Origin of the sequence: Streptomyces prunicolor (assembly GCF_045162825.1) — a bacterium.
GTDB lineage: Bacteria > Actinomycetota > Actinomycetes > Streptomycetales > Streptomycetaceae > Streptomyces > Streptomyces prunicolor.
Map to the genome: position 1 here is coordinate 2,481,333 of NZ_CP108676.1, position 23,167 is coordinate 2,504,499.

The following is a 23,167-nucleotide window of genomic DNA, read 5'->3' on the forward strand; positions in this document are numbered from 1 at the left end:
TGGACCGGGTGGAGCGTGTGGTTCATCCGATCGAGGTGGAGTCCTACCGGCGGATGCGCGCCCGGCTGGACACCTCGCACTTGCCGCCGCTGACCCGCGCGGTCGTGGAGCGGGTCGTCCACTCCGCCGCCGACCTGGAGTACGCGACCGATCTCGTCCTGGACGAGGGCGAGTTGGCGAAGGCGCACGCCGCGCTGCACGCGGGGGCGCCGGTGGTGGTGGACGTGGCGATGGTCGCGGCCGGGATCACCGGGCGCCGGACCGTGTGCCGACTCAAGGACGCCGAGTCCGGGCCGGGGCTGACCCGTTCGGCACACGCGATCCGGCTCGCCTACGAGGAGGTCGGGCCCGGCGCCCTGTGGGTGATCGGCAACGCGCCGACCGCCCTGGAGGAGTTGCTGACGCTGGACGCCTCCCCCGCGCTCGTCATCGGGCTGCCCGTCGGCTTCGTCGGCGCGGTCGAGTCCAAGGCCGCGTTGCGCGCGAGCGGGCTGCCCGCGGTGAGCAACGTGTCCGAGAAGGGCGGTTCGGCGGTGGCCGCGGCCGCCCTCAACGCCCTGCTGTATCAACCTGTTTCACCTATCGAGGAGAAATCGTGACCACCCCGCCGCCCGCCCTGCTCATCGCCGGACACGGCACCCGGGACGAGGCCGGAGCCGAGGCGTTCCGGTCCTTCGTACGGGAGTTGGGCCGCCGTCACCCCGAACTGCCCGTCGCGGGCGGGTTCATCGAGCTGTCGCCGCCACCGCTCGGGGACGCGGTGACCGAGCTGGTGGAACGGGGGGTGCGCCGGTTCGCCGCCGTACCGCTGATGCTGGTGTCCGCCGGGCACGCCAAGGGGGACATCCCGGCGGCGCTGGCCCGGGAGAAGGAGCGGCACGAGGGGATCTCGTACACCTACGGGCGTCCGCTGGGCCCGCACCCGTCGCTGCTGAACGTGCTGGAGCGGCGGCTCGACGAGGCGCTGGGCGAGTCGGTGCGCACGCCCGCCGACCGGGCCGATGTGACCGTGCTGCTGGTGGGGCGCGGTTCGACCGACCCGGACGCCAACGCCGAGGTGCACAAGGCGGCGCGGCTGCTGTGGGAGGGGCGCGGATACGCGGGCGTGGAACCGGCGTTCGTGTCGCTCGCGGCGCCGGACGTGCCGAGCGGCCTCGACCGGTGTGTGAAGCTGGGCGCCCGGCGGATCGTCGTCCTGCCGTACTTCCTGTTCACCGGCATCCTGCCGGAACGGGTGCGGCAGCAGACGGAGGGCTGGGCGGCGGCCCACCCCGAGATCGAGGTACGGTCCGCCGAAGTCATCGGCCCCGAGCCGGAGTTGCTCGACCTGGTGATGGAGCGGTACCGGGAGGCGGTCAAGGGTGATCTGCGGATGAACTGCGACTCGTGCGTGTACCGCATCGCGCTGCCCGGCTTCGAGGACAAGGTGGGGCAGCCGCAGCAGCCGCACTTCCACCCGGACGACGACGGTCACGACCACGACGGTCACCACCACGGGCATCACCATCACGGTGGGCACGCCCATGCACACTGACAGAGCCCACGACCACGATCCGACGGACAGAGCCCACGATCTGCGCCATCACGGTGACGTCGAAGTCCGGGACGACGGCGCCCAGTTGATCGACCTCGCCGTGAACGTCCGCGCGGACACTCCCCCGGCCTGGCTGCGCGAGCGGATAGCCGGTTCGCTGACCGGTCTCGCCGCCTATCCGGACGGGCGGGCCGCGCGGGCGGCGGTCGCGGCGCGGCACGGGCTGCCGGTGGAGCGGGTGTTGCTCACGGCGGGTGCGGCCGAGGCCTTCGTGCTGCTCGCCCGCGCGCTGAAGGTCCGTCAGCCGGTCGTCGTGCACCCGCAGTTCACGGAGCCGGAGGCGGCGCTGCGGGACGCGGGGCACACGGTGGAGCGGGTGCTGTTGCGGGAGGCGGACGGTTTCCGGCTGGGTCCGGGGGCGGTGCGGGGAGTGCCCGAGGACGCGGACCTGGTGGTGATCGGCAACCCGACGAACCCGACGTCCGTCCTGCACCCAGCTGCGGCGATCTCCCAACTCGCCCGCCCCGGGCGGACGTTGGTGGTCGACGAGGCGTTCATGGACGCGGTGCCGGGTGAGCGGGAGTCGTTGGCGGGCCGGACGGACGTCCCCGGCCTGGTGGTCCTCCGCAGCCTCACCAAGATGTGGGGTCTTGCCGGGCTGCGGATCGGCTACGTCCTTGCCGCGCCCGAGACGATCGCGGAACTGGAGCGGGCCCAGCCGTTGTGGCCGGTGTCCTCGCCGGCGCTGGCTGCGGCGGAGGCCTGCATGGAGCCGCGGGCTCTGGCCGAGGCCGCCCACGCCGCGCACCGTGTCGCCGCCGACCGGGCGCATCTCGTCGCCGGGCTGACCGAGTTCACCCCCGACGGACTCCGGGTCATGGAGCCTGCCGAGGGACCGTTCGTCCTCGTCCGCGTCCCGAACGCGGTCGCCGTACGACGGCACCTGCGCGACCTGGGCTTCGCCGTTCGCCGTGGGGACACGTTTCCGGGGTTGGGTGAGGCGTGGCTACGGCTCGCGGTGCGGGATCGGGCGACGGTGAATCGGTTTCTGCAGGCGTTGGATCAGGCGGTGACGTTGGCGGGGCGGTGAGGTGGGCTCCGCCTCTGCCACCCGCCCACCCGACTCGGTTGGCCAAGAGATGACCGTCCAAGCCTTGCCCACCCGCCCGCCCGACTCGGTTGGCCAAGTGGTTGGCCTTCAAGCCTTTCTCGCCCGCCCGTTTGCTGTCGGTTGAAGGGTGAGCCTCCAAAACGCCCGAGACGGGTGGGTGGGTGGGAAAGGTAGTTGCTCAGCTTCGACGCCGGCGCGTCATCATCAGCGCTCCACCACCCGTCGCCAGCAACAACACCGCCCCGCCCGCGATGTACGGCGTCATGGAGCTGCCTCCCGTCTCGGCCAACCCCGCCTCCGCAGGCGCCCCTTGGGGCTTCACATCCGGCGCCGGCTGCGAAGAGGGCGGAGTCACGGCAACAGCCTTCGGTGCCTCACACGTCGCCTGCGCCAAAGTCACCGTCCCCTCCACATCAGCCACGTTCAGCTTCAACGGGTTGACCGAGACCTTGAGTTCGAGCGCGGTCGCAGCCGCCGTACGGGACGTGGTCGACGTCTTGGACAGATCGAGGCTCACCGAACCGACCCCCGGCACCTGAACCTCCGTAGGACCGCTCGCGGTCACCGTGATCCGCTTGCCGAGCACCGTCACCGCCCCCGGCAGATGCGACGTGGCGACCGGCGCCTTCCCGGCCTCGCACGTCGCCTTCGACGTGACCGCGTCGATCTCGATGAGCGAGAGCAGTGGCAGCCCGGGCACATGGAGCCGCGCGTGGGCGAGGTTCGTGTACCCCTCGGCCTTGGTCGCGGACACCGTCGCCTTCGCCGTGGCGACGTCCGCGCCGAGCACACTGAACGGCTGCCCGCCGTTCACCCCGTCCAACTGGGCGGTGAGCGCGGTCTTTTCGGCGCTCTGCGGTGCCTGGACCTCGTTGAGGGAGACCGCGAGCGGGACGTCCACGGTCTTGTTGAGCAGGGACACATCGAGCCCGGTGCGGAGCACTACGGCGCTCGCGCGACCCTGGTCAACGGTCGCGTGGGCGGAACCCACGCCGGCCAGCGCCACGGGACCGGCGGCGAGGGCGGTCGCCGTGGCCACAGTGGCCCAACGGCGTGCGGGCATGCGGAAGTTGGTGCCGTTCAAGGTGTGGGACCCCCAGAAGAGACATGCTTGGGACCCGGTAAGAATTACCCACGACGAGTGAACCGTCAGCGATCCTGCGTCACTTCACCCCATCGTGGGTTTTCCGTGAACGCATTCGAATCGACTGGCGACTATTCGACCACCAGCCCGTTCAGCACCACCCGCCGCGGCGACGCCAGCACGCGCACATCGGCGCGCGGGTCCGCCTCGTAGACGACGAAGTCCGCCGGCGCGCCCTCCTCCAACCCGGGCCGCCCGAGCCACCGCCGCGCACCCCACGCGGTCGCCGACAGCGCCTCTACGGCCGGGATGCCGGCGGTGACGAGTTCGGCGACCTCGGCGGCGACCAGGCCGTGGGCGAGGGAGCCGCCGGCGTCCGTGCCGACGTAGACCGGGACCCCGGCGTCGTAGGCGGCGCGCACGGTGTCGTAGCGGCGCTCGTACAGTCGCCGCATATGGGCCGACCAGCGCGGGAACTTGGCGTCGCCGCCGTCCGCGAGCTGCGGGAAGGTCGCGATGTTCACGAGGGTCGGGACAATCGCGACGCCCCGTGAGGCGAACAGCGGGACGAGGTCCTCGGTGAGGCCGGTCGCGTGCTCGATGCAGTCGATGCCCGCCTCGACCAGGTCGCGCAACGCGTCCTCGCCGAAGCAGTGCGCGGTGACGCGCGCGCCGAGCCGGTGGGCCTCGGCGATGGCCGCCTCCACCGCCTCGCGCGGCCAGCAGGCGGAGAGGTCGCCGAGGTCGCGGTCGATCCAGTCGCCCACCAACTTGACCCAGCCGTCGCCGCGTTGGGCTTCCTGGGCGACGTGGGCGACGAGTTCGTCGGGTTCGATCTCGTGGGCGAAGTTGCGGATGTAGCGGCGGGTGCGGGCGATGTGTTTGCCCGCGCGGATGATTTTCGGGAGGTCCTCGCGGTCGTCGACCCAGCGGGTGTCGGAGGGCGAGCCCGCGTCGCGGAGCAGGAGGGTGCCGGCGTCGCGGTCGGTGCGGGCCTGTTGCTCGGCGGTGTCGGTGTCTACGGGGCCGTGTGTGCCTAGGCCTACGTGGCAGTGGGCGTCGACCAGGCCGGGGAGGGCCCAGCCGTCGACCGTCCGGATGTCATGGGCGTCGCGGGGATGCTCGTAGGTGATGCGGCCGTCGATCACCCAGAGTTCGTCGCGGATGTCCTCGGGGCCCACCAGGACTCGACCCTTCATGTGCAGCACCGGTAGATCGCTCATGGAACGCACGATAGTTCGTCGGGTGCGGGTCCGTTGTGGCTGGTCGCGCAGTTCCCCGCGCCCCTTTAGGGGGCGCTTTCCTCGTCCTGTACCTCAGCCATCGCTGGGTCCAGGAGCCTCGACAAGAAATGGCGGGTGCGGTCGTGCCGTGGGTTGGTGATGACCTGGGCCGGAGTGCCGTCCTCAACGATCACTCCACCGTCCATGAACACAACCCGGTCGGCCACCTCGCGCGCGAACGTCATCTCGTGGGTGACCACCATCATCGTCATGCCCTCGTTCGCCAGCATCCGCATCACCGCCAGCACGTCCCCCACCAACTCCGGGTCGAGTGCCGACGTCGGTTCGTCGAACAACATCACCTCGGGGCCCATCGCCAACGCCCTCGCGATCGCGACGCGTTGCTGCTGGCCGCCGGAGAGGGACGCGGGGTAGGCGGTGGCCTTCTCGGAGAGGCCCACGCGGCGCAGGTTCTCGGCGGCGACCTTCGCCGCCTCCGCCTTGTCCCGGCGCAGGACCCGGCGTTGGGGCAGGGTGAGGTTCTCGGTGACGGTCAAGTGCGGGAAGAGGTTGAACTGCTGGAAGACCATGCCGATACGGCGGCGTACGGCGTCGATGTCCACATCGGGATCGGTGATCTCCGTGCCGCCGACGAACACCCGCCCCTTGGTGGGTACTTCGAGCAGGTTCACGCACCGCAGGAGGGTGGACTTGCCGGAACCGGAGGGGCCGATGACGCACACGACCTCGCCCTGGCCGATCTCCAGGTCGATGCCGCGCAGCACCTCGTTGGCGCCGAACGACTTGTGCAGGCCGCGTACTTGGATCTCCGGAGTGCCCACGACTGGACGGCCGTTCACCGGACCGCCTCCCCCGTCTTCGTCTCCATCCGGCGCACCACGAAGCTCAGCGGGATCGTGACGAGGAGATAGCACAGGCCCGCCACCAGGATCGGCGTGGAGTTGGCCGTCGTACTCGCCAAGTCCCTTCCGTATTTGGACAGTTCGCGTTCTTCCAGGGTGACGCCGAGGAACAGGACCAGGGAGGAGTCCTTGAAGAGGAGGACGAGTTCGTTGGTCAGCGGCGGGAGGATGATGCGGAAGGCCTGCGGGACGATGATCGAGACCATGGCCCTCGCCTGCGAGAAGCCGAGTGAACGGGCCGCCTCCAACTGCCCTTTGGGCACCGCCTGGATGCCCGCGCGGATCGTCTCCGCCATGTACGCGGCCGACACCAGGCCGAGCGCGAGGGCGACCTTGCCGTAGGTACCGCCGATGATCTCCGTGCCGGGGAAGGCGAGCGGCACCGCGACGCCGACGAAGATGAAGATCAGCAGGGCGGGCAGGCCGCGGAAGATCTCGATGTAGATCCCCGCGAGCCAGCGGTAGGGCCCCACGGACGACAGCCGCATCAGCGCCACGACCATGCCGAGGACCAGCCCGAAGACGAAGCCCGACAGGGTGTACAGCACGGTGTTCTTGAGCGCGAGGGTGATGACGTCCGGGAACATCTGCTTGGCGATGCTCCACTGCGCGAACTGGTTCTTCAGGCGGCCCCAGTCGGCGGTGACCGCGAAGGCGATCACGACGGCGGCGAAGACGGCGTACTGCACGCCCTGGGACAGCCTGCGCCGCTGACGTCTGCTCAACCCCTGTCTCCTGGGCTGGAGTTGGGGGTCCGCGGTGTCGCCGGTCATGAGGCCGACGGAGAGGCGGTGGCCGTGGCGTCGTACGGGCCGATCCACTTCTCGTACAGCTTCTTGTACGTGCCGTCCGCCTTCGCGTCCTTGATCGCCCTGTTGATCGCGGCGAGGAGTTTCGTGTTGCCCTTCTTGACCGTGAAGCCGTACTGCTCACCGGTGTTGAGGTTGTCGACGACCTGGAACGCGTCGGCGTTGGCCTTGGTCCTGAGCCAGCCCTGGACGACCGGGTAGTCGATGATGACGGCCTGGACCTGGCCGGTGCGCAGGCCGTTGAGGACTGCGTCGGAGGACTCGAAGGAGACGGGGTCGAAGCCCTTGCTCTTGGCGTAGTCCTCGCCGGTGGTCTGCGCCTGCGCGCCGAGCTTCTTGCCCTTGGTCTTCACGTCGGCGAGGGAGGTGATCCCGCTCTTCTTGTCGACGAGGACGGCCTGGGTGGCGTCGAAGTACGGGTCGGAGAAGTCGACGTTCTTCTTGCGCTCGGCGGTGATGGTCATGCCGGCGGCGGCCAGGTCGCACTCGTCGGCGTTGAGGAAGGCGCCGGTCTTGAAGTTCTCGAAGGGGGTGTCGAGGATCGTCTGCTTCACGCCGAGGTTCTTGGCGACCAGGTCGATGAGGGAGACGTCGAAGCCCTGCACCTTGCCCTCGATCTCGGACTGGAAGGGCGGGTAGGGCAGGTGCGTGCAGGTGGTGAGCCGGCCGGCCTTGACGAGTTCGACGCCACCGGCGGCGGTCTTCGAACCGCTGCCGCCGCTGTCGCTCGACGTGCAGCCGGCCGCGAGGACTAGGGCGAGTGCGGCCGTCGCGGTGGTGGCGGCCAGGGTGCGGGCCCGGCGGCCGAGGAGCGTGTTCACGGAGGCCTCCTGTGACGGAACTATGGGTTCCGATTATTGGAAGGAGTCCGGTGGGGCGCTCACCCGGAACGGTGACCAGGGGGCCGTCCGGGCTAAGAAGTCGTCGGTCGGAGGGGCACGGAGGGTGGTGAGGGGCGCCGGTTACGCTCATCTCCGTCGATCAGGACCGCCCCTCCCTCCCTCCCCTCCCCCTCCCCCCTCCCCGCGAGCGAAAGAGCACCGCCATGACCCACCCCTTCCTCGACCTGGCCCCGCTGAGCGCCGCGCACTTCGCCGCGATCGAGGACCGGGTGGCCCGGCTGCTCGGTACCGAGCAGGATGTCGTGATCATGCAGGGCGAGGCGTTGCTGCCGCTGGAGGGCGCGATCCGCTCGGCGGCCGGTCCGGGCACGGTCGCGCTGAACGTCATCACCGGCCCCTACGGGCAGACCTTCGGGAACTGGCTGCGGGACTGCGGTGCCGAAGTGATCGACCTCGCCGTCCCGTTCCACACGGCGGTGACCGCCGAGCAGATCCGGGAGGCCTTCGCCGAGCGCCCCGAGATCGACTTCGTGTCCCTCGTCCACGCGGAGGCGGCGACCGGCAACACCAACCCGGTCGCGGAGATCGGCGAGGTGGTGCGCGCGCACGGCGCACTCTTCTACCTCGACGCGGTGGCCTCGATCGGCGCGGAGCCGGTGCTGCCGGACGCGTGGGGTGTCGACCTGTGCGTGATCGGGGCGCAGAAGGCGATGGGTGGACCGGCGGGTGTGTCGGCGGTGTCGGTGAGCGCGCGGGCGTGGGCACGGATGTCCGCCAACCCGGGGGCGCCGCGCCGGTCGTACCTCTCCCTCCTCGACTGGAAGGAGCGCTGGGTGGACGCGGGCCGCAAGACGCTGCTGCACGCACCGGCGCAGCTGGAGATGCTGGCGCTGGAGGCGTGCGTGGAGCGGATCGAGTCGGAGGGGCTGGACGCGGTGATGCGCCGCCACGCGGTCGCGGCGGCGGCGACGCGCGCGGGCGCGGTGGCCCTGGGCGGCGGTCTCGTCCCGTACGTCCACGACGCGTCCGAGGCCGCCCCGGTCGCCACGACACTCAGGACACCGCCGGGTGTCGTCGCCTCGGACCTGGTGGCGAGGGCCCTGTTCTCGGACCCCGCGCTGCCGCTCGCCGCGGGTGGGGGCGCCCTGGCGAAGGAGATGATCCGGGTCAACCACTACGGGGTGGACGCGACGGTGGGCGCGGTACAGGGCTCCTTGGCAGCGCTGGGCGCGGCACTGGGCGAGCTGGGGGTGCCGGTGGATCGGGAGGGGGCCCGGGCTGCCGTGGAGAGTGCGTGGCGGTAGTCGTGGGCTGAGGTCCTTCTGGGGGCTCCGCCCCCAGACCGCAGGACTCCAGACCCCGAGACCCCCGATCGGCCCTGAAGAGGCCTCGTCCTCAAACTCCCCCAGAGGGGGGACCCCCAACGGGCTGGATCATGCCGGCCTGCACTGGAAAGGCCCCGGCACAGACCCCCCGTGCCATGCTCCCCCGCATGACCACCGACACGCCCCGGACCCTGCCCGACGGCCGCCCCATCCCCCTCATGACCGGCGCCGAGCGCCCCATGCTCGAAAGCTGGCTCGCGTTTCATCGCGCCACGCTGGAGGTGAAGTGCGCCGGCCTCGATGACACACAGGTGCGGCTCGCCGCGGCCGAGCCCTCCTCGCTGACATTGCTCGGCCTGGTCCAGCATCTCGCCGAGGTCGAACGGACCTGGTTCCAGCGGGTGTTCGGGCTCGACGTGCCGACGGTGTACGGCAGCGAGGACGGATACGCCCTCGAACCCGGGCGCGGGATCGAGCAGGCGCTGGCCGTGTGGCGCCGGGAGATCGCGCGCGGGCAGGAGCACCGCGCCGGGCTGTCGCTCGACGACCACGGGCGGATCCCCGACGGGCCGATGGCCGGGGTCGAGGTCAGTCTGCGGTGGGTGCTGATTCATCTGGTCGAGGAGTACGCCCGGCACAACGGTCACGCCGATATTCTGCGGGAAAGCATCGACGGATTGACCGGGGCCTAATTCGGATGTAATTCCAGAATTCTTCTGCCCGATTTCCGTGCACCTAAACGCAAATAATTCGCGTAGATCTCGTGAGGGTTACACTCCTGTGACCCGTTACACAAGCCGCGCGTTTTGCGCCTTATTAACGGGTCAAAACGGTGCATAACCTGCGGCTTCGCACGCGTGATAACACAGCGCTGCCTCAGACGTAACCCCATCCCTCCATGCAATTTCGAATTTCCCTCGGTAAATTCAATTCGCATGACTGCCACCCAAGCAGACCTGCACATCGACCGCCCCACGGTGGCCGACGGCGCCGCGTTGTGGCGTATCGCCAAGGACTCGCACGCCCTCGACCTGAACTCGTCGTACAGCTATCTCCTGTGGTGCCGGGACTTCTCCGGCACCTCGGCCGTCGTGCGGGACGAGCGCGGAGAGCCGGTCGGGTTCGTCACCGGGTATGTGCGGCCGGAGCGGCCCGGCACCCTGCTCGTGTGGCAGGTGGCCGTCGACGCCGCGCAGCGTGGTCGCGGGCTGGCCGCACGGCTGCTCGACGGGCTCACCGAGCGGGTCGACGCCGAGTACGGGGTGACCGAGATCGAGACCACGATCACGCCCGGCAACACCGCGTCCGAGCGCCTCTTCACGTCGTACGCCGAACGTCACGGCGCCCCCGTCGAACGCACGGTCCTGTTCGAGGCCGGTGACTTCCCCGACGGACCGCACGACCCCGAGGTGCTGTACCGCATCGGCCCGCTGAGCCTCTGAGTCTTCGAAGACCCCGGCGGTTTCCTCCCCGGGCTTCCCGCTGTACCCCCCACACCTAGGAGCGATTCGCGTGACCATCACCCAGCCCGATCTCAGCGTCTTCGAGACCCTGGAGTCCGAGGTCCGCAGCTACTGCCGCGCCTGGCCCACCGTCTTCGACCGGGCCCGGGGCAGCCGTATGTACGACGAGGACGGCCACGCCTACCTCGACTTCTTCGCGGGCGCCGGCTCGCTCAACTACGGGCACAACAACCCGGTCCTGAAACGGGCGTTGATCGACTACCTGGAACGCGACGGCGTCACCCACGGGCTCGACATGTCGACCGGTGCCAAGCGCGCGTTCCTGCAGACCTTCCAGGACCTGGTGCTGCGCCCGCGCGACCTGCCGTACAAGGTGATGTTCCCGGGCCCGACCGGCACCAACGCCGTTGAGTCCGCGCTGAAGTTGGCGCGGAAGGTGAAGGGGCGCGAGTCGATCGTGTCGTTCACCAACGCCTTCCACGGCATGTCCCTGGGCTCGCTGGCCGTGACCGGCAACGCCTTCAAGCGGGCCGGTGCGGGTATCCCGCTGGTGCACGGTACGCCGATGCCGTTCGACAACTACTTCGACGGCAAGGTCCCCGACTTCCTGTGGTTCGAGCGGTTGTTGGAGGACCAGGGCTCCGGCCTCAACAAGCCGGCCGCCGTGATCGTCGAGTCCGTGCAGGGCGAGGGCGGCATCAACGTCGCCCGCCCCGAATGGCTGCGCGCGCTCGCCGAGTTGTGCGAGCGCCAGGACATGCTGCTCATCGTCGACGACATCCAGATGGGTTGCGGACGCACCGGCGCGTTCTTCTCCTTCGAGGAGTCCGGGGTCGTGCCCGACATCGTCACCGTGTCGAAGTCCATCAGCGGCTACGGCCTTCCCATGTCCCTGTGCCTGTTCAAGCCCGAGCTGGACATCTGGGAGCCGGGCGAGCACAACGGCACCTTCCGCGGCAACAACCCGGCGTTCGTCACCGCCACCGCCGCCCTGGAGACGTACTGGGCGGACGGCTCCGCGATGGAGAAGCAGACCCGGACCCGCGGTGAGCAGGTCGAGCAGGGGCTGATCTCCATCACCGAGGAGAACCTCGCCGACATCAAGGAGTACCGGGGCCGCGGGCTGGTCTGGGGCATCGAGTTCAAGGACCCCGAGCGCGCCGGGCGGATCTGCGCCCGCGCCTTCGAACTCGGCCTGCTCGTCGAGACGTCGGGGCCGCAGAGCGAGGTCGTGAAGCTGCTGCCCGCGCTGACCATCACCCCCGAAGAGCTGGACGAGGGGCTGAGCATCCTCGCCCGCGCCGTACGGGAAACAGTCTGACCACCCCTTTCACCACCATCTGACACCGCGTCAAGGAGGCGTAAACAGCCCGTGATTGTCCGTTCGTTCAAGGAACTCGAAGGCACCGACCGGCACATCAAGGCCGCGTCCGGCACCTGGGAGAGCAAGCGCATCGTCCTCGCCAAGGAGCGGGTCGGTTTCTCGGTGCACGAGACCGTCCTCTACGCGGGCACCGAGACGTCGATGTGGTACGCGAACCACATCGAGGCCGTCGTCTGCGTCGAGGGCCACGCCGAACTCACCGACGAGGAGACCGGGAAGACGTACACGATCACGCCCGGGACCATGTACCTCCTCGACGGACACGAGCGGCACACGATGCGGATCAAGGAGGACTTCCGCTGCATCTGTGTCTTCAACCCGCCCGTCACCGGACGGGAGGACCACGACGAGAACGGCATCTACCCGCTGCTCACGGAACCCGAGGAGGTGTGACGAGCATGACCACCGTCACCAGCGTCACCGACCTGTACCCCAGCCGCGGCACCACCGAGGTGTCCGTCCCGCGCAAGGACCCCGTCGTCTGGGGCTCCCCCGACACCCCGGGCCCGATCCCGAACGGTGACCTCCAGGCGTTCGAGCGCGACGGCTTCCTCGCCATGGAGGAACTCCTCGGGGACGACGAAGTCGGCCTCTACCGGCGGGAGTTGGAGCGCCTTGTCGCCGACCCCGCGATCCGGGACGACGAGCGGTCGATCGTCGAGTCGAAGTCCAAGGAGATCCGGTCCGTCTTCGAAGTGCACCGGATCAGCGAGGTGTTCGCGCGGCTCGTGCGGGACGAGCGGGTCGTCGGGCGGGCCCGGCAGATCCTCGGCTCGGACGTGTACGTCCACCAGTCCCGGATCAACGTGAAGCCCGGCTTCGGCGCGAGCGGCTTCTACTGGCACTCCGACTTCGAGACCTGGCACGCCGAGGACGGCCTGCCGAACATGCGCACCGTGTCCGTGTCGATCGCGCTCACCGAGAACCACGACACCAACGGCGGCCTCATGATCATGCCGGGCTCGCACCGGACGTTCCTGGGCTGCGCGGGCGCGACCCCCGAGGACAACTACCGCCAGTCGCTCCAGATGCAGGACGCGGGCACCCCGTCCGACGAGGCGCTGACCGGCATGGCCTCCGAGTACGGCATCAAGTTGTTCACGGGCAGGGCCGGTTCGGCGACGTGGTTCGACTGCAACTGCATGCACGGCTCCGGCGACAACATCACGCCGTTCCCCCGCAGCAACGTCTTCATCGTGTTCAACAGCGTGGAGAACAAGGCAGTTGAGCCGTTCGCCGCGCCGGTACGACGGCCCGAGTTCATCGGGGCCAGGGACTTCACGCCGGTGAAGTGACGGCCAGGCGGTTCGCCGCAAGGACACAGGGCACCTCGGTCACGGCGACCGGGGTGCCCTTCGCCGTGTCCGTCAGCCGGCGAAGACGTCGAGCAACCGGTCCACGTCCTCGGCGGTGTTGTAGAGGTGGAAGGCCGCGCGCAAGTTCCCCGCCCGGTTGGAGACTTCGACCCCGGCCGCGCTCAACTCACCCTGCCTGCGGCCGAGTCCGGGCACGGAGACGATCGGTGCGCCTGGGGATGCGATGGGCTCATGGCCGAGGGCGTCGAGGCCCGCGCGGAAGCGGTCGGCGAGGGTCAGGTCGTGGGTGCGTACGGCCGCCACGCCCAACTCCTCCAGCAGCGCGAGGGAGTGGCGGGCACCGGCGTAGGAGAAGAGAGCCGGGCTCTCGTCGAACCGGCGGGCGGAGTGGGCGAGTTCCTCGACCGGGCCGTAGCAACTGTCCCAGGGTGCCTCGCCCGCCACCCAGCCGGCGAAGATCGGGTTGAGGCCGCCGAGGTCCGCCGGGGTGACCAGGAACGCGACCCCGCGCGGGCAGAAGAGCCACTTGAAGCCGACGGCGGCGACATAGTCGTAGGCGCCCGCGTCGAGGTCGAACCAGCCGACGGCCTGCGACGCGTCGACGTACGTACGCGCCCCGTGTTCGCGTGCCGCCGCCCGGAGCGCGGGCAGGTCGGCGATCCGGCCGTCGGCGGACTGGGCGGCGCTGACCGCGACGAGTGCGGTGCCGGGGCGTACCGACTCGGCGATCCGCTCCAGTGGGACGCTGCGGACCTTGAGGTCGGGGCGCATGTGGAAGGGGTTCACGACCGAGCTGAAGTCGGCCTCGGCGGTGAGGACTTCGGCGCCCGCCGGTAGTGACGAGGCGATCAGTCCGCTGTAGACCGCGACCGAGGCCCCGGCCGCCACCCGGCCCACCGGCACGTCCGCCAGACGTGCGAAGGCTGCGCGCGATGCCTCCACGTCGTCGAACATGTCGGTCGGCGTGCCCACCGCGGCGGCCTCGATCGCGGTGCGCATCGCGGTGACGGTGCGGGTCGGCAGGAGGCCGGTGCTCGCGGTGTTGAGGTAGGTGTTCTTCGGGGCGAACTCGGCGCGGACGAGGCTCTCGAAGGTCTCCATGTCACCACTCTGCGGTGCCGAGAAGCCCTCGTCCATTGCGAATTTTTACGTGGATCCGCTAAGGAACACTTATAGGTCACCGGGCGATCAGCCCTGACCAGCGCCTTTTCAGGCCTGCGGTACCGCGCACCCGTCGGGGCCGCACGCCTCCGCGTCGACATCGGCGCCGCTGTCGATCAGCTTCAGCGGGGAGTGCTCGCCCCAGGCCTGGGTCAGTGCCTGGGCGAAGACCTCGGCGGGCTGGGCGCCGGAGACGCCGTACTTGCGGTCCAGGACGAAGAACGGGACCCCGTTGGCGCCCAGCTCGGCGGCCTCGCGCTCGTCGGCGCGGACGTCGTCGGCGTACGCGGTCGGGTCGGCCAGCACCTTGCGGGCGGCGTCCGCGTCCAGGCCGACACCGACGGCAAGCTCGACAAGCCGCTCGTCGTCGCCGAACACAGACCGCTCCTCGGCGAAGTTCGCCTTGTACAGCGCCTGGATCAACTCGTCCTGGCGGCCCTGGTCCTTGGCGAAGTGGAGGATGCGGTGCATGTCGAAGGTGTTGCCGTGGTCGCGGTCGCGGGTGCGGTAGTCGAGGCCCTCGGCGGCGGCCTGCGCGCCCAGGTTGTCCTCGCCCGCCTGCGCCTGCGCCTCGCTCATGCCGTACTTCTTGGTGAGCATCTTGAGCACAGGCTGGATGTCGGTCCTGGCGCGGCCGGGGTCGAGCTCGAAGGAGCGGTGCACCACCTCGACGCCGTCGCGGTGCGGGAAGGCCTCGAGGGCCTTCTCGAAGCGGGCCTTGCCCACGTAGCACCAGGGGCAGGCGATGTCCGACCAGATCTCGACGCGCATTCTTCGGCTCTTTCCAGGGCGTGCGGCGGATACGGAGAGTCCCTCCGTATCCCCCGTGAACGTTCAGGCGCCTCGCTTCATTCCCCCGTCACGGCCAGGCGCATCTCCAGGTGATGACTGCCGTCGGCCGGCTCGGCGACCCAGCCCTGCCGGACGTAGAAGGCCTGCGCCCGCTCGTTGTCGACATGCACGTCGAGTACGACGGTCCGCCGGCCGTCGGCCCGCCACTGTTCGAGGCAGGCCGCGTGCAGGGCCGTACCGAGGCCGGAGCGCCACTGGTCGGGGTCGACGTGGAACTGGAACAGCTTGACCGTTTCCGCCGGTTCTCCTTCCGGGGTGCGGAAGGAGGCCAGGGCGACGATGCGGCCCTGGTCGAGCAGGCAGAGCACGTAGGCCTTGGGGCGTGCGATGGCGCCCTGCCAGACGGCGAGCCAGTCCGTTCCGTCGTCCGGGATGCCGTCGGGGTAGTAGGTCGAGCGGGCCCGGTGGTGCAGGTCGGTGATGGCCTGCGCATCGGCGGGCAGGGCGGTTCTGATCACCCGGGTTTCGTGGACACGGTCACTGATCATGCAACCGATGACGTGAGGGCGCTTGTTTCGGTTCCGAGGCGGGTGAACTGGGCCCGGTAGGCGCTCGGGGTCAGACCGGTGCGGCGGACCACGTGGGCGCGCAGGGAGTCCGCGGTGCCCAGGCCGGAGGCTCGGGCCAGCTGGTCCATGGGGAGGGTGGTGGTCTCCAGGAGTTCCTTGGCGCGCTCGATGCGCTGGTGGAGCAGCCATTGGAGGGGGCTCACGCCGCTCTCCGCGTGGAAGCGGCGGGTGAGGGTGCGGACGCTCACGCCCGCGTGCCGGGCCAGGTCGGTGAGGGTGAGCGGTTTGTCGAGGTTGCGCATGGCCCAGCCGCGGGTGTCGGCGCAGGCGGTGCCCCGCTCGGGCGGGAGCGGGGTCTGCGTGAACTGGGTCTGGCCGCCCGGGCGTACGGGTGCGACGAGGGCGAGGCGGGCCACCTCGTTGGCGACGGCGGCGCCGTAGTCGGTGCGGATGATGTGCAGGCAGAGGTCGATGCCGGCGGCGTATCCGGAGGCGGTCAGGAACTGGCCGTCCTGGACGTAGAGGACGTCGCCGGTGAGGTCGACCTCCGGATAGCGCCTGCGGAGTTCCTCGGCCTGGTTCCAGTAGGTCGTGGCCCGGCGGCCGTCCAGGAGTCCCGCCTCGGCCAGGGCGAACGCGCCGCTGCAGATGGAGGCGATGCGCTTGCCCGCGGCGGCGGCCTCGCGGAGGGCGGTCACCGTGCGCGGGTCGGGTGTGTACCGGTGGCCCGTGCCGACGACGAGGACCATGTCCGCGTCCCGCGTGGCGTCGAGGCCCTGCCGTACGTGGAGTTCGAGGCCGCCTGTGGTGGGGACGGGACCCGGTTCGGGAGCGCAGATGACCGTCTCGTAGCCCGGCTCCCCGTCGATCTCGACCCGCCCGAACAGCAGCTCCGGGATGGCCAGGTTGAACATCGAGACGGGGGTCGCCGCGATGACGGCGACCCGACGGGGACGGCTGGGCTGGACCATGGCCAGAACCTCCGGACGTATGGCGTTCCGGCCACTACTGTAGGGCCTCGCGAGTCCGCACCATGAGGACATGACAACACCCACCACCCAACTCAGGCTCCGCACCGGCGGTTTGACCCCGCCCTCCCCCACACTCACCCTCGCCGCCGCCCTCCTCGGCTTCGCGCTCATCAGCCTCGACGCGTCCGTGGTGAACGTGGCGCTGCCGTCCATCGAGGACGCGTTCGGCGGCGGGATGTCGGGACTGCAGTGGGTGGTCGACGCGTACACGCTGTCCTTCGCCGCGCTGATGCTGTCCACCGGCGCCTTCGCGGACCGGGCCGGGGCGAGCCGCGCGTATGCGATCGGCATCGCGGTCTTCACCCTCGCCTCGGCCGCCTGCGGCCTGGTCCCGAACCTGCCCGCGCTGATCGCCGCACGCGCGGCGCAGGGTGTGGCGGCGGCCGTCGTCCTGCCGGCCTCGCTGTCCCTGGTACGACAGGCCTACGCCGAACCGGCCAAGAGGGCGCGGGCGGTGGCGACTTGGGGGGCCGGGGGTGCGGTGGCGGTGGCCCTGGGCCCGGTGGCGGGCGGTGCGCTGACCACGGTCTGGGACTGGCGGGGCATCTTCTTCATCAACCTGCCGCTGGGCGCGGTGGCGCTGTTGCTGCTGCTCCGGGCGCCGCGCTCGGAACGCCGGCCCGCACCGCTGGACCTGCCGGGCCAACTGCTGGCGGTGCTCACCCTCACGGCCGTGACCTTCGCGGTGATCGAGGGCGGGGTGACGGGAGTTGTGGCGCTGCTGATCGCGCTCGTCGCGGGCGCGGCCTTCGTCCGGGTCGAGCTGCGCCAGTCGCATCCGGTGGTGCCGTTCGGCCTCTTCCGCAGTCGTACGGTGTCCGTGGCGGTCGCGTCGGGTGTCGCGTGCAGTGTCGCCTTCTTCGGCCTGGTCTTCCTCTTCTCGCTCTTCTTCCAGCAGGTGCAGGGTCGTTCGGCGCTGTACGCCGGCCTGATGTTCCTGCCGATGACCGGCCTGATCGGCGTGACGAACGTCGTGTCGGGCAAACTGGCGGCCCGCCACGGCCCCCAACTACCCATGCTGATAGGCCAGTCGCTCGCCGCACTGGGCTCCCTCGTCCTCCTCTGCGTCGACGAGAACACGCCCCCGTTCCTCGTGGCCTGGCTCCTCGTCCCGATGGCCCTCGGCTGCGCCCTGACGGTCCCGCCACTGACCATCGCGATGATGGACGCGGTACCGGCCGAACGGGCGGGACTGGCGGCCGGTGTCCTCAACTCCGCGCGTCAGGTGGCGGGCGGACTGGGCATCGCCGTGTTCGGGGCGCTGGTCTCCGACGGGTTCACGGCGGGCCTGCGGGAGAGCCTCGCGATCAGCGCGACCCTCTTCGCGGTGACGGCCTTCCTCAGCTTCCGTCTCTCAGGTCGTCCGGCCAACTAGGCCTGAACTCAAGGTGGTCGTACGTCACGACACACCCCTCCCCCATCGGCGACTGCGTCATGAACCCGACCAGCGCCGCGTCCGTCTCCTTCTCGTCGCCGAGGGTGAAGAGCCGGATGAAGGTCCAGCGCTCACCGTCCCGCGACGCGTGAAAGGCGAAGGCCCGCCCGGTACGGCTGACCCGCAGCCACACCGAACTACCGTCCACCGTGAAGGAGTTGGCGTCGTCCGAGTGCCCCCGGGTGACTACCGTGCAGACGGTAGGCACATCGGGCGAGTACTCCAGACACAACTTCGCCCAGGCCCGCTCCCCCACGTGGACGTAGAGCACCCCGGCATCGAAGGACCCCGCGAACCCGACGGTGACACGGGCTATGAGTTGGAAGTCCCCGTGCGGCGCCCCGAGAAGACGGGGCGCATCGGAGGCAGGATCCAACCCTTCCCCGGTGGGCGGCACGAACCGATCCTGCCGAGGCCCGGCCCACCCCGTGAGCACACTGTCCTCGTAGGACCAATGCCCGTCGGGCCCGTAAGCACGGAGGGGAAAGGGTAGTTGGGAGAGTTCCAAGTCCATCCACTCACTATCGCAGGCCGAGGGAGTTGCCTTCAGGGGCGCGGGGCTGTATCGATTTGCGGCTCCGCCGCGTGGGCGCGACCAGCCACAACGAACCGGCACTCCGCACTCAACCGCACCCCAACGGCGCTACCGCTCCAAATGCCCGTCATAACGCCGAGGCAGCCCCAGCGGATTACCGTCCCGCAACTCCAACGGCAGCAAAGCCTCAGGCGTGTTCTGGTAAGCAACAGGCCGCAGCCACCGCTCAATAGCCGTACCACCAACAGAAGTTGAGGTAGACGTCGTAGCCGGGTAAGGCCCCCCGTGATGCTGCGCGGGCGCAACCGCAACACCCGTGGGCCACGCGTTCACCAACACCCGCCCGGCCAACGGCGTGAGCTCCGCAAGGATCTCCGCCCCACGCCCCTCCCCGGCCGCCTCCTCCGCCGACAGATGAACCGTCGCCGTAAGATTCCCCGGCAGCCTCGACAGCACGGCGTTCGCCTGCGCGTCATCGTCGTAGCGCGCCACCACGGTGACCGGCCCGAAGCACTCTTCGAGAAGCAGGTCGTACGCCCCCTCAGCCGCCAGCTTCTCCGCCGGCACCGTCAGGAACCCGGGACTCACCGTGTGCTCACTCCCCGCCCCCGGTGTCACCGGCGACTCCACCTCGGGCAACCCGGCCCGCTCGGTGACGCCCGCAAGGAAGTTGTCGCGCATCCGGTGGTCCAGCAGCACCCCAGAGTCCGTGTTGCTGACCGCGTCGGTGAGGGACTTGAGCAGCCCGTCCCCCGCGGAGCCGGACGGCACGAGCACAAGCCCCGGCTTCACACAGAACTGGCCGACGCCCAGGGTCATCGAACCCGCGAGCCCCGTACCGATCGCCTCGGCCCGCTCGGCCGCGGCCGCCTCGGTGACAACTACCGGGTTCAGGGAGCCCAGTTCGCCATGGAACGGGATCGGGACCGGACGTGCCGACGCCGCGTCGAACAGGGCACGACCGCCGCGTACGGAACCGGTGAACCCGGCCGCCGAGACCAGCGGGTGCTTGACGAGCTCGACGCCCGCCTCGAAGCCGTGCACCAGGCCGAGGACACCGGCCGGGATGCCCTGCTCGGCGGCGGCCCTGCGCAGCACGCTCGCGACCAGCTCGGACAGGCCCGGGTGGTCCGGGTGGGCCTTGACGACGACCGGGCAGCCGGCGGCCAGCGCGCTCGCCGTGTCGCCGCCGGGGACGGAGAAGGCGAAGGGGAAGTTGGAGGCCGAGTAGACGGCGACGACGCCCAGCGGCACCTTGTAGCGGCGCAGGTCCGGGATCGGCGGAGTGGCCGTGTCGTCGGGGTGGTTGATGACCACGTCGAGGAAGGCGCCCTCGTCGACGATGTCCGCGAAGGCCCTCAACTGGTAGCAGGTGCGGGCGAGTTCGCCGTTGAGCCGGACCGGGCCGAGCGCGGTCTCCGCGTCGGCGACCTCGACCAACTGGTTCTTGGCCGCTTCGAGCTGGTCGGCGGCACCGCGCAGGAAGGCGGCGCGGACCGTACGGTCGGCGAGCGAACCCCGTGCCGCGTGCGCGGCGCGGACGGCGGTGTCCACCTCCTGGGCTGTGGCCTCCACCGCAACCTGTTCACGCTGCTTCCCGGTTCGGGGGTCGACACTCCAGACTGGTGCTGCTGCCACCGCGGGTCCCTCCACACATGTAATGCCGCAGTTCTGGGTCATTCACCAGGGTCGTTCGATATGCTGAACGCTGTCTCTGATGATGAATATGCTCTCGGAGACTATTTCCCGTCGAACGAAGGGGTCAAGGGCGATGTCGGCAGGCGAGACAGGCGGCGGGGCACAGGTCAAGTCCGCGGTGCGGACGGTGGAGCTGCTCGAATACTTCGCCGGCCGGCCCGGTATGCACTCCCTCGCGGCGGTCCAGGAGGCCGTCGGATATCCCAAGTCCAGTCTGTACATGTTGCTGCGCACGCTTGTCGAGCTGGGCTGGGTGGAGACGGACGCCACGGGCACGCGGTACGGCATCGGCGTACGGGCACTCCTCGTGGGCACGTCGTACATCGACGGCGACGAGGTGGTGGCCGCCGCCCGTCCGACGCTGGACCGCCTCTCCGACGACACCACGGAGACCATCCACCTCGCACGCCTCGACGGCACGAACGTGGTCTACCTGGCCACCCGCCAGTCCCAGCACTATCTACGGCCCTTCACCCGCGTCGGCCGCCGGCTCCCCGCGCACTCGACCTCGCTGGGCAAGGCGCTGCTGAGCACGTACTCCGACGAGCAGGTCCGCAAGATGCTCCCGGAGACGCTGCCCGCGCTCACCGAGCACACGATCACCGACCGCGAGAAGCTCATCGAGGAGCTCCACCAGGTGCGGGATCAGGGCTTCGCCGTGGACCGCGAGGAGAACACGCTGGGACTGCGCTGCTTCGGTGTCGCGATCCCGTACCGCACCCCCGCGCGGGACGCGATCAGCTGCTCGGTGCCGGTGGCGCGGCTGACGCCCGCGCACGAACAGATGGTGAAGGACGCCCTGTTCGACGCCCGTGACCGGCTGACCCTCGCCACCCGGAGGCTCTGAACCCATGCAGGTCTCGCTCCGCCCCGTCCACGACAGCGATCTGCCGGTCTTCTTCCGGCAGATGAACGACCTCGAGTCCGTCCGGATGGCCGCCTTCACCGCGAAGGACCCGGCCGACAGGGACGCCTTCGACGCCCACTGGAAGCGCATCCGCGCCTTGCCTGGCGTCCTGAACCGCACGGTCCTCGCCGACGGCGACGTCGTGGGCAGCGCCGCGGTCTACGGCGACCCGGGCGAGCGCGAGGTGACGTACTGGATCGACCGCACCTACTGGGGCAAGGGCATCGCGACGGCCGCACTGCGCGACCTGCTGGCCGAGGCGCCCGAACGCCCGGTGCACGCGCGCGTGGCGGCCGACAACGCGGGCTCGCGGCGCGTGCTGGAGAAGTGTGGGTTCCGCATCACCGGGCACGACCGGGGGTTCGCGAACGCGCGGGGCGAGGAGATCGACGAGCTGGTCCTGACGCTGGACTCATGAACTCTCGATGAGCGAGCGGGTTCATGCTCGATGAGCGGGTTCATGAGCAGTCGATGAGAAAAGCGATGTAAGGGAACGATTCGTTCCCACCCGGTCGTCTTCAGAGCGGGATGAACAAGACGATCAGGCGCACCTCCGTCTTCGTACTGCTCCTCGTGTTCGCTCTGCTGGTGCGGGCGACCTGGGTGCAGTTCTACGAAGGCCAGGCACTCGCGGACGACAAGGACAACCGGCGCAACGCGATCGAGACGTACGCGGACCCGCTCGGGAACATCATCGTGGCCGGGAACGCGATCACCGGCTCGGCGCGGACGGGGAGCAGCAGCGACCTCGCGTACAAACGCACGTACACGGACGGCAAGCTCTACGCGGCGGTGACGGGCTACGCCTCGCAGAGCTATGCGCCGACGCAGTTGGAGGGGATCTACGCGGATCTCCTCGACGGCACGGACAGCAGCCTGAAGACCGCGATGGACACGGTCACCGGCGAGCGGGCCGCCCCGGGCAACGTGGTCACGACGATCGACCCGGATGTACAGAAGGCCGCTTACAACGCGCTCGGCGACAAGAAGGGTGCCGCCGTCGCGATCGATCCGACGACCGGCAAGATCCTCGCCGTCGTCTCGACCCCGTCCTACGACCCCTCGGCGCTGACCGACGCCGACACCGCCGGGACGGCCTGGAAGCAGCTCAACGCCGACTCCGACAAGCCGCTGACCAACCGCGCGCTGCGCCAGCCGCTGCCGCCGGGGTCGACGTTCAAGCTGGTCGTGGCGGCGGCCGCGCTGGAGGACGGGCTGTACTCCTCGGTGGACGAGAAGACGACGAGCCCCTCGCCGTACACCCTGCCGGGCACGGTCACGAAGCTGACGAACGAGAGCTCCTCCGCGCCCTGCACGAACGCCTCGATCCGGGTCGCGCTCCAGTACTCGTGCAACACCGTGTTCGCGAAGATGGCCGTCGACCTGGGCCAGGACAAGGTCAAGGCGATGGCCGAGAAGTTCGGCTTCAACGACGACAAGCTGGACATCCCGGTGCGGGCCTACCCGAGCGTCTACCCGTCCAACATGAACACGTCGTCCACGGCCCTGACCGGCATCGGCCAGTACGACGTGACCGCCACCCCGCTCCAGATGGCCATGGTGTCGGCCGCCATAGCCAACGACGGCAAGCTGGTCTCCCCGCACATGGTGTCGGAGACCACCGACAGCGGCGGCGATGTGGTCCACAACTACGACGACAGCACGTCGACGAAGCAGATCGTCAGCTCGCGCACGGCCCAGCAACTCCAGTCGGCGATGCAGACGGTCATCACGGACGGCACCGGCACGAACGCCGAGATCGCGGGCGTGACGGTCGGCGGCAAGACGGGTACCGCCCAGCACGGTGAGAACAACGACCAGTCGCCGTATGCCTGGTTCACCGCGTACGGCAAGTCCGACTCGACGGGCAAGGAGGTCGCGGTGGCGGTACTGGTGGAACAGTCGGACGCGGCAAGGTCGGAGATCAGCGGCAACGGCTTGGCGGCTCCGGTGGCCAAGGCCATGATGAAAGCGGCCTTGCTGTGATGCCGCCAAGGGGCGCGGGGCTGTGTCTATTTGCGGCTC

At 69.7% G+C, this 23,167-nt stretch carries 24 protein-coding genes; 13 read left to right on the plus strand and 11 right to left on the minus strand.

Annotated elements, in window-relative coordinates; translation table 11 throughout:
- Positions 1-8: 8 nt before the first annotated feature.
- Genes OG588_RS11110 through cobC form a run of 3 tightly spaced genes read left to right on the plus strand, consistent with a single transcriptional unit; the run spans position 9 to position 2,624 of the window.
- Complete coding sequence (locus tag OG588_RS11110) at positions 9-599, plus strand: precorrin-8X methylmutase (RefSeq protein ID WP_405953090.1); 591 nt, start codon at positions 9-11, stop codon at positions 597-599.
- Positions 596-1,534, plus strand: a complete 939-nt coding sequence (locus tag OG588_RS11115; RefSeq protein WP_405947130.1) for a sirohydrochlorin chelatase — start codon at positions 596-598, stop codon at positions 1,532-1,534. Before OG588_RS11110 ends, OG588_RS11115 begins: the two co-directional genes overlap by 4 nt.
- Positions 1,524-2,624, plus strand: coding sequence for an Rv2231c family pyridoxal phosphate-dependent protein CobC (gene cobC / locus OG588_RS11120; RefSeq protein ID WP_405947131.1), 1,101 nt, complete (start codon positions 1,524-1,526; stop codon positions 2,622-2,624). Before OG588_RS11115 ends, cobC begins: the two co-directional genes overlap by 11 nt.
- A gap of 199 nt (positions 2,625-2,823) precedes the next feature.
- On the opposite strand, the gene OG588_RS11125 is transcribed toward cobC, so the two are convergent.
- The 5 genes from OG588_RS11125 to OG588_RS11145 form a co-directional block, all read right to left on the minus strand.
- A complete protein-coding gene (locus OG588_RS11125) occupies positions 2,824-3,729 on the minus strand; it encodes an SCO1860 family LAETG-anchored protein (RefSeq protein WP_405947132.1) in 906 nt (301 codons plus the stop codon).
- 131 nt (positions 3,730-3,860) lie between these two features.
- The gene (locus OG588_RS11130) at positions 3,861-4,952 is read right to left on the minus strand and encodes an amidohydrolase family protein (RefSeq protein WP_405947133.1); all 1,092 of its coding nucleotides are present in this window, start codon (positions 4,950-4,952) and stop codon (positions 3,861-3,863) included.
- A 65-nt stretch (positions 4,953-5,017) separates the two neighbouring features.
- Positions 5,018-5,794 (minus strand): amino acid ABC transporter ATP-binding protein, encoded by a 777-nt coding sequence (locus OG588_RS11135; RefSeq protein ID WP_405953091.1) that lies wholly within the window; start codon positions 5,792-5,794, stop codon positions 5,018-5,020.
- Between the two features lie 14 nt (positions 5,795-5,808).
- Positions 5,809-6,648 (minus strand): amino acid ABC transporter permease, encoded by an 840-nt coding sequence (locus OG588_RS11140; protein WP_405947134.1) that lies wholly within the window; start codon positions 6,646-6,648, stop codon positions 5,809-5,811.
- Positions 6,645-7,505, minus strand: coding sequence for a transporter substrate-binding domain-containing protein (locus OG588_RS11145; protein ID WP_405947135.1), 861 nt, complete (start codon positions 7,503-7,505; stop codon positions 6,645-6,647). Before OG588_RS11145 ends, OG588_RS11140 begins: the two co-directional genes overlap by 4 nt.
- A 224-nt stretch (positions 7,506-7,729) precedes the next feature.
- Here OG588_RS11145 and OG588_RS11150 point away from each other — a divergent pair, with 224 nt between their 5' ends.
- The 6 genes from OG588_RS11150 to thpD all read left to right on the plus strand — a co-directional run bounded on the left by OG588_RS11150 (position 7,730) and on the right by thpD (position 12,993).
- On the plus strand, positions 7,730-8,830 hold the full coding sequence (locus OG588_RS11150) for a pyridoxal-phosphate-dependent aminotransferase family protein (RefSeq protein WP_405947136.1): 1,101 nt from the start codon (positions 7,730-7,732) through the stop codon (positions 8,828-8,830).
- A 188-nt stretch (positions 8,831-9,018) separates the two neighbouring features.
- Positions 9,019-9,543: a DinB family protein gene (locus OG588_RS11155; protein WP_405947137.1), complete on the plus strand. Its 525-nt coding sequence runs from the start codon at positions 9,019-9,021 to the stop codon at positions 9,541-9,543.
- A 243-nt stretch (positions 9,544-9,786) separates the two neighbouring features.
- A complete protein-coding gene (ectA, locus tag OG588_RS11160) occupies positions 9,787-10,293 on the plus strand; it encodes a diaminobutyrate acetyltransferase (RefSeq protein ID WP_405947138.1) in 507 nt (168 codons plus the stop codon).
- 70 nt (positions 10,294-10,363) lie between these two features.
- Positions 10,364-11,635, plus strand: coding sequence for a diaminobutyrate--2-oxoglutarate transaminase (gene ectB, locus OG588_RS11165; RefSeq protein WP_405947139.1), 1,272 nt, complete (start codon positions 10,364-10,366; stop codon positions 11,633-11,635).
- A 51-nt stretch (positions 11,636-11,686) separates the two neighbouring features.
- The gene (locus tag OG588_RS11170; RefSeq protein WP_405947140.1) at positions 11,687-12,091 is read left to right on the plus strand and encodes an ectoine synthase; all 405 of its coding nucleotides are present in this window, start codon (positions 11,687-11,689) and stop codon (positions 12,089-12,091) included.
- Between the two features lie 5 nt (positions 12,092-12,096).
- The gene (gene thpD / locus OG588_RS11175; RefSeq protein ID WP_405947141.1) at positions 12,097-12,993 is read left to right on the plus strand and encodes an ectoine hydroxylase; all 897 of its coding nucleotides are present in this window, start codon (positions 12,097-12,099) and stop codon (positions 12,991-12,993) included.
- A gap of 72 nt (positions 12,994-13,065) precedes the next feature.
- Here thpD and OG588_RS11180 read toward each other — a convergent pair whose 3' ends face one another.
- The 4 genes from OG588_RS11180 to OG588_RS11195 all read right to left on the minus strand — a co-directional run bounded on the left by OG588_RS11180 (position 13,066) and on the right by OG588_RS11195 (position 16,507).
- The gene (locus tag OG588_RS11180) at positions 13,066-14,115 is read right to left on the minus strand and encodes an aminotransferase class V-fold PLP-dependent enzyme (protein ID WP_405947142.1); all 1,050 of its coding nucleotides are present in this window, start codon (positions 14,113-14,115) and stop codon (positions 13,066-13,068) included.
- 108 nt (positions 14,116-14,223) lie between these two features.
- Positions 14,224-14,946 (minus strand): DsbA family oxidoreductase, encoded by a 723-nt coding sequence (locus tag OG588_RS11185; protein ID WP_405947143.1) that lies wholly within the window; start codon positions 14,944-14,946, stop codon positions 14,224-14,226.
- Positions 14,947-15,023: 77 nt separating this feature from the next.
- Entirely contained in the window at positions 15,024-15,515 is a 492-nt protein-coding gene (locus OG588_RS11190; protein ID WP_405947144.1) for a GNAT family N-acetyltransferase, read from the minus strand.
- Positions 15,512-16,507, minus strand: a complete 996-nt coding sequence (locus tag OG588_RS11195) for a GlxA family transcriptional regulator (protein ID WP_405947145.1) — start codon at positions 16,505-16,507, stop codon at positions 15,512-15,514. Before OG588_RS11195 ends, OG588_RS11190 begins: the two co-directional genes overlap by 4 nt.
- 70 nt (positions 16,508-16,577) lie before the next feature.
- On the opposite strand from OG588_RS11195, the gene OG588_RS11200 reads away from it, so the two are divergent.
- On the plus strand, positions 16,578-17,942 hold the full coding sequence (locus tag OG588_RS11200) for an MFS transporter (protein WP_405947146.1): 1,365 nt from the start codon (positions 16,578-16,580) through the stop codon (positions 17,940-17,942).
- Here the strand turns inward: OG588_RS11200 and OG588_RS11205 are convergent.
- Both OG588_RS11205 and OG588_RS11210 read right to left on the minus strand, forming a co-directional pair.
- The gene (locus OG588_RS11205) at positions 17,908-18,516 is read right to left on the minus strand and encodes a DUF1349 domain-containing protein (protein WP_405947147.1); all 609 of its coding nucleotides are present in this window, start codon (positions 18,514-18,516) and stop codon (positions 17,908-17,910) included. The genes OG588_RS11200 and OG588_RS11205 overlap by 35 nt on opposite strands.
- Positions 18,517-18,645: 129 nt before the next feature.
- A complete protein-coding gene (locus tag OG588_RS11210) occupies positions 18,646-20,175 on the minus strand; it encodes an aldehyde dehydrogenase (NADP(+)) (RefSeq protein ID WP_405947148.1) in 1,530 nt (509 codons plus the stop codon).
- A gap of 133 nt (positions 20,176-20,308) precedes the next feature.
- Between OG588_RS11210 and OG588_RS11215 the strand changes: the two genes are divergently transcribed.
- The 3 genes from OG588_RS11215 (at position 20,309) to OG588_RS11225 (ending at position 23,128) form a co-directional block, all read left to right on the plus strand.
- Positions 20,309-21,082, plus strand: coding sequence for an IclR family transcriptional regulator (locus OG588_RS11215; RefSeq protein WP_019060609.1), 774 nt, complete (start codon positions 20,309-20,311; stop codon positions 21,080-21,082).
- A 4-nt stretch (positions 21,083-21,086) separates the two neighbouring features.
- Positions 21,087-21,560 carry a GNAT family N-acetyltransferase gene (locus tag OG588_RS11220; protein WP_405947149.1) on the plus strand — a complete coding sequence of 158 codons (474 nt, stop codon included), beginning with the start codon at positions 21,087-21,089 and terminating at the stop codon, positions 21,558-21,560.
- A 110-nt stretch (positions 21,561-21,670) separates the two neighbouring features.
- A complete protein-coding gene (locus OG588_RS11225; RefSeq protein ID WP_405947150.1) occupies positions 21,671-23,128 on the plus strand; it encodes a peptidoglycan D,D-transpeptidase FtsI family protein in 1,458 nt (485 codons plus the stop codon).
- Positions 23,129-23,167: the final 39 nt, after the last annotated feature.

What these genes read in the sequence shown, in the direction of transcription:
- cobC (WP_405947131.1), top strand. Translation starts at nt 1,524, where the DNA reads ATGCACACTGACAGAGCCCACGACCACGATCCGACGGACAGAGCCCAC.
- OG588_RS11185 (WP_405947143.1), bottom strand. Translation starts at nt 14,946, where the DNA reads ATGCGCGTCGAGATCTGGTCGGACATCGCCTGCCCCTGGTGCTACGTG.
- OG588_RS11195 (WP_405947145.1), bottom strand. Translation starts at nt 16,507, where the DNA reads ATGGTCCAGCCCAGCCGTCCCCGTCGGGTCGCCGTCATCGCGGCGACC.
- OG588_RS11200 (WP_405947146.1), top strand. Translation starts at nt 16,578, where the DNA reads ATGACAACACCCACCACCCAACTCAGGCTCCGCACCGGCGGTTTGACC.
- OG588_RS11225 (WP_405947150.1), top strand. Translation starts at nt 21,671, where the DNA reads ATGAACAAGACGATCAGGCGCACCTCCGTCTTCGTACTGCTCCTCGTG.
- thpD (WP_405947141.1), top strand. Translation starts at nt 12,097, where the DNA reads ATGACCACCGTCACCAGCGTCACCGACCTGTACCCCAGCCGCGGCACC.
- OG588_RS11215 (WP_019060609.1), top strand. Translation starts at nt 20,309, where the DNA reads ATGTCGGCAGGCGAGACAGGCGGCGGGGCACAGGTCAAGTCCGCGGTG.
- OG588_RS11130 (WP_405947133.1), bottom strand. Translation starts at nt 4,952, where the DNA reads ATGAGCGATCTACCGGTGCTGCACATGAAGGGTCGAGTCCTGGTGGGC.
- OG588_RS11155 (WP_405947137.1), top strand. Translation starts at nt 9,019, where the DNA reads ATGACCACCGACACGCCCCGGACCCTGCCCGACGGCCGCCCCATCCCC.
- OG588_RS11140 (WP_405947134.1), bottom strand. Translation starts at nt 6,648, where the DNA reads ATGACCGGCGACACCGCGGACCCCCAACTCCAGCCCAGGAGACAGGGG.
- ectA (WP_405947138.1), top strand. Translation starts at nt 9,787, where the DNA reads ATGACTGCCACCCAAGCAGACCTGCACATCGACCGCCCCACGGTGGCC.
- OG588_RS11190 (WP_405947144.1), bottom strand. Translation starts at nt 15,515, where the DNA reads ATGATCAGTGACCGTGTCCACGAAACCCGGGTGATCAGAACCGCCCTG.
- OG588_RS11205 (WP_405947147.1), bottom strand. Translation starts at nt 18,516, where the DNA reads ATGGACTTGGAACTCTCCCAACTACCCTTTCCCCTCCGTGCTTACGGG.
- OG588_RS11220 (WP_405947149.1), top strand. Translation starts at nt 21,087, where the DNA reads ATGCAGGTCTCGCTCCGCCCCGTCCACGACAGCGATCTGCCGGTCTTC.
- OG588_RS11150 (WP_405947136.1), top strand. Translation starts at nt 7,730, where the DNA reads ATGACCCACCCCTTCCTCGACCTGGCCCCGCTGAGCGCCGCGCACTTC.
- OG588_RS11180 (WP_405947142.1), bottom strand. Translation starts at nt 14,115, where the DNA reads ATGGAGACCTTCGAGAGCCTCGTCCGCGCCGAGTTCGCCCCGAAGAAC.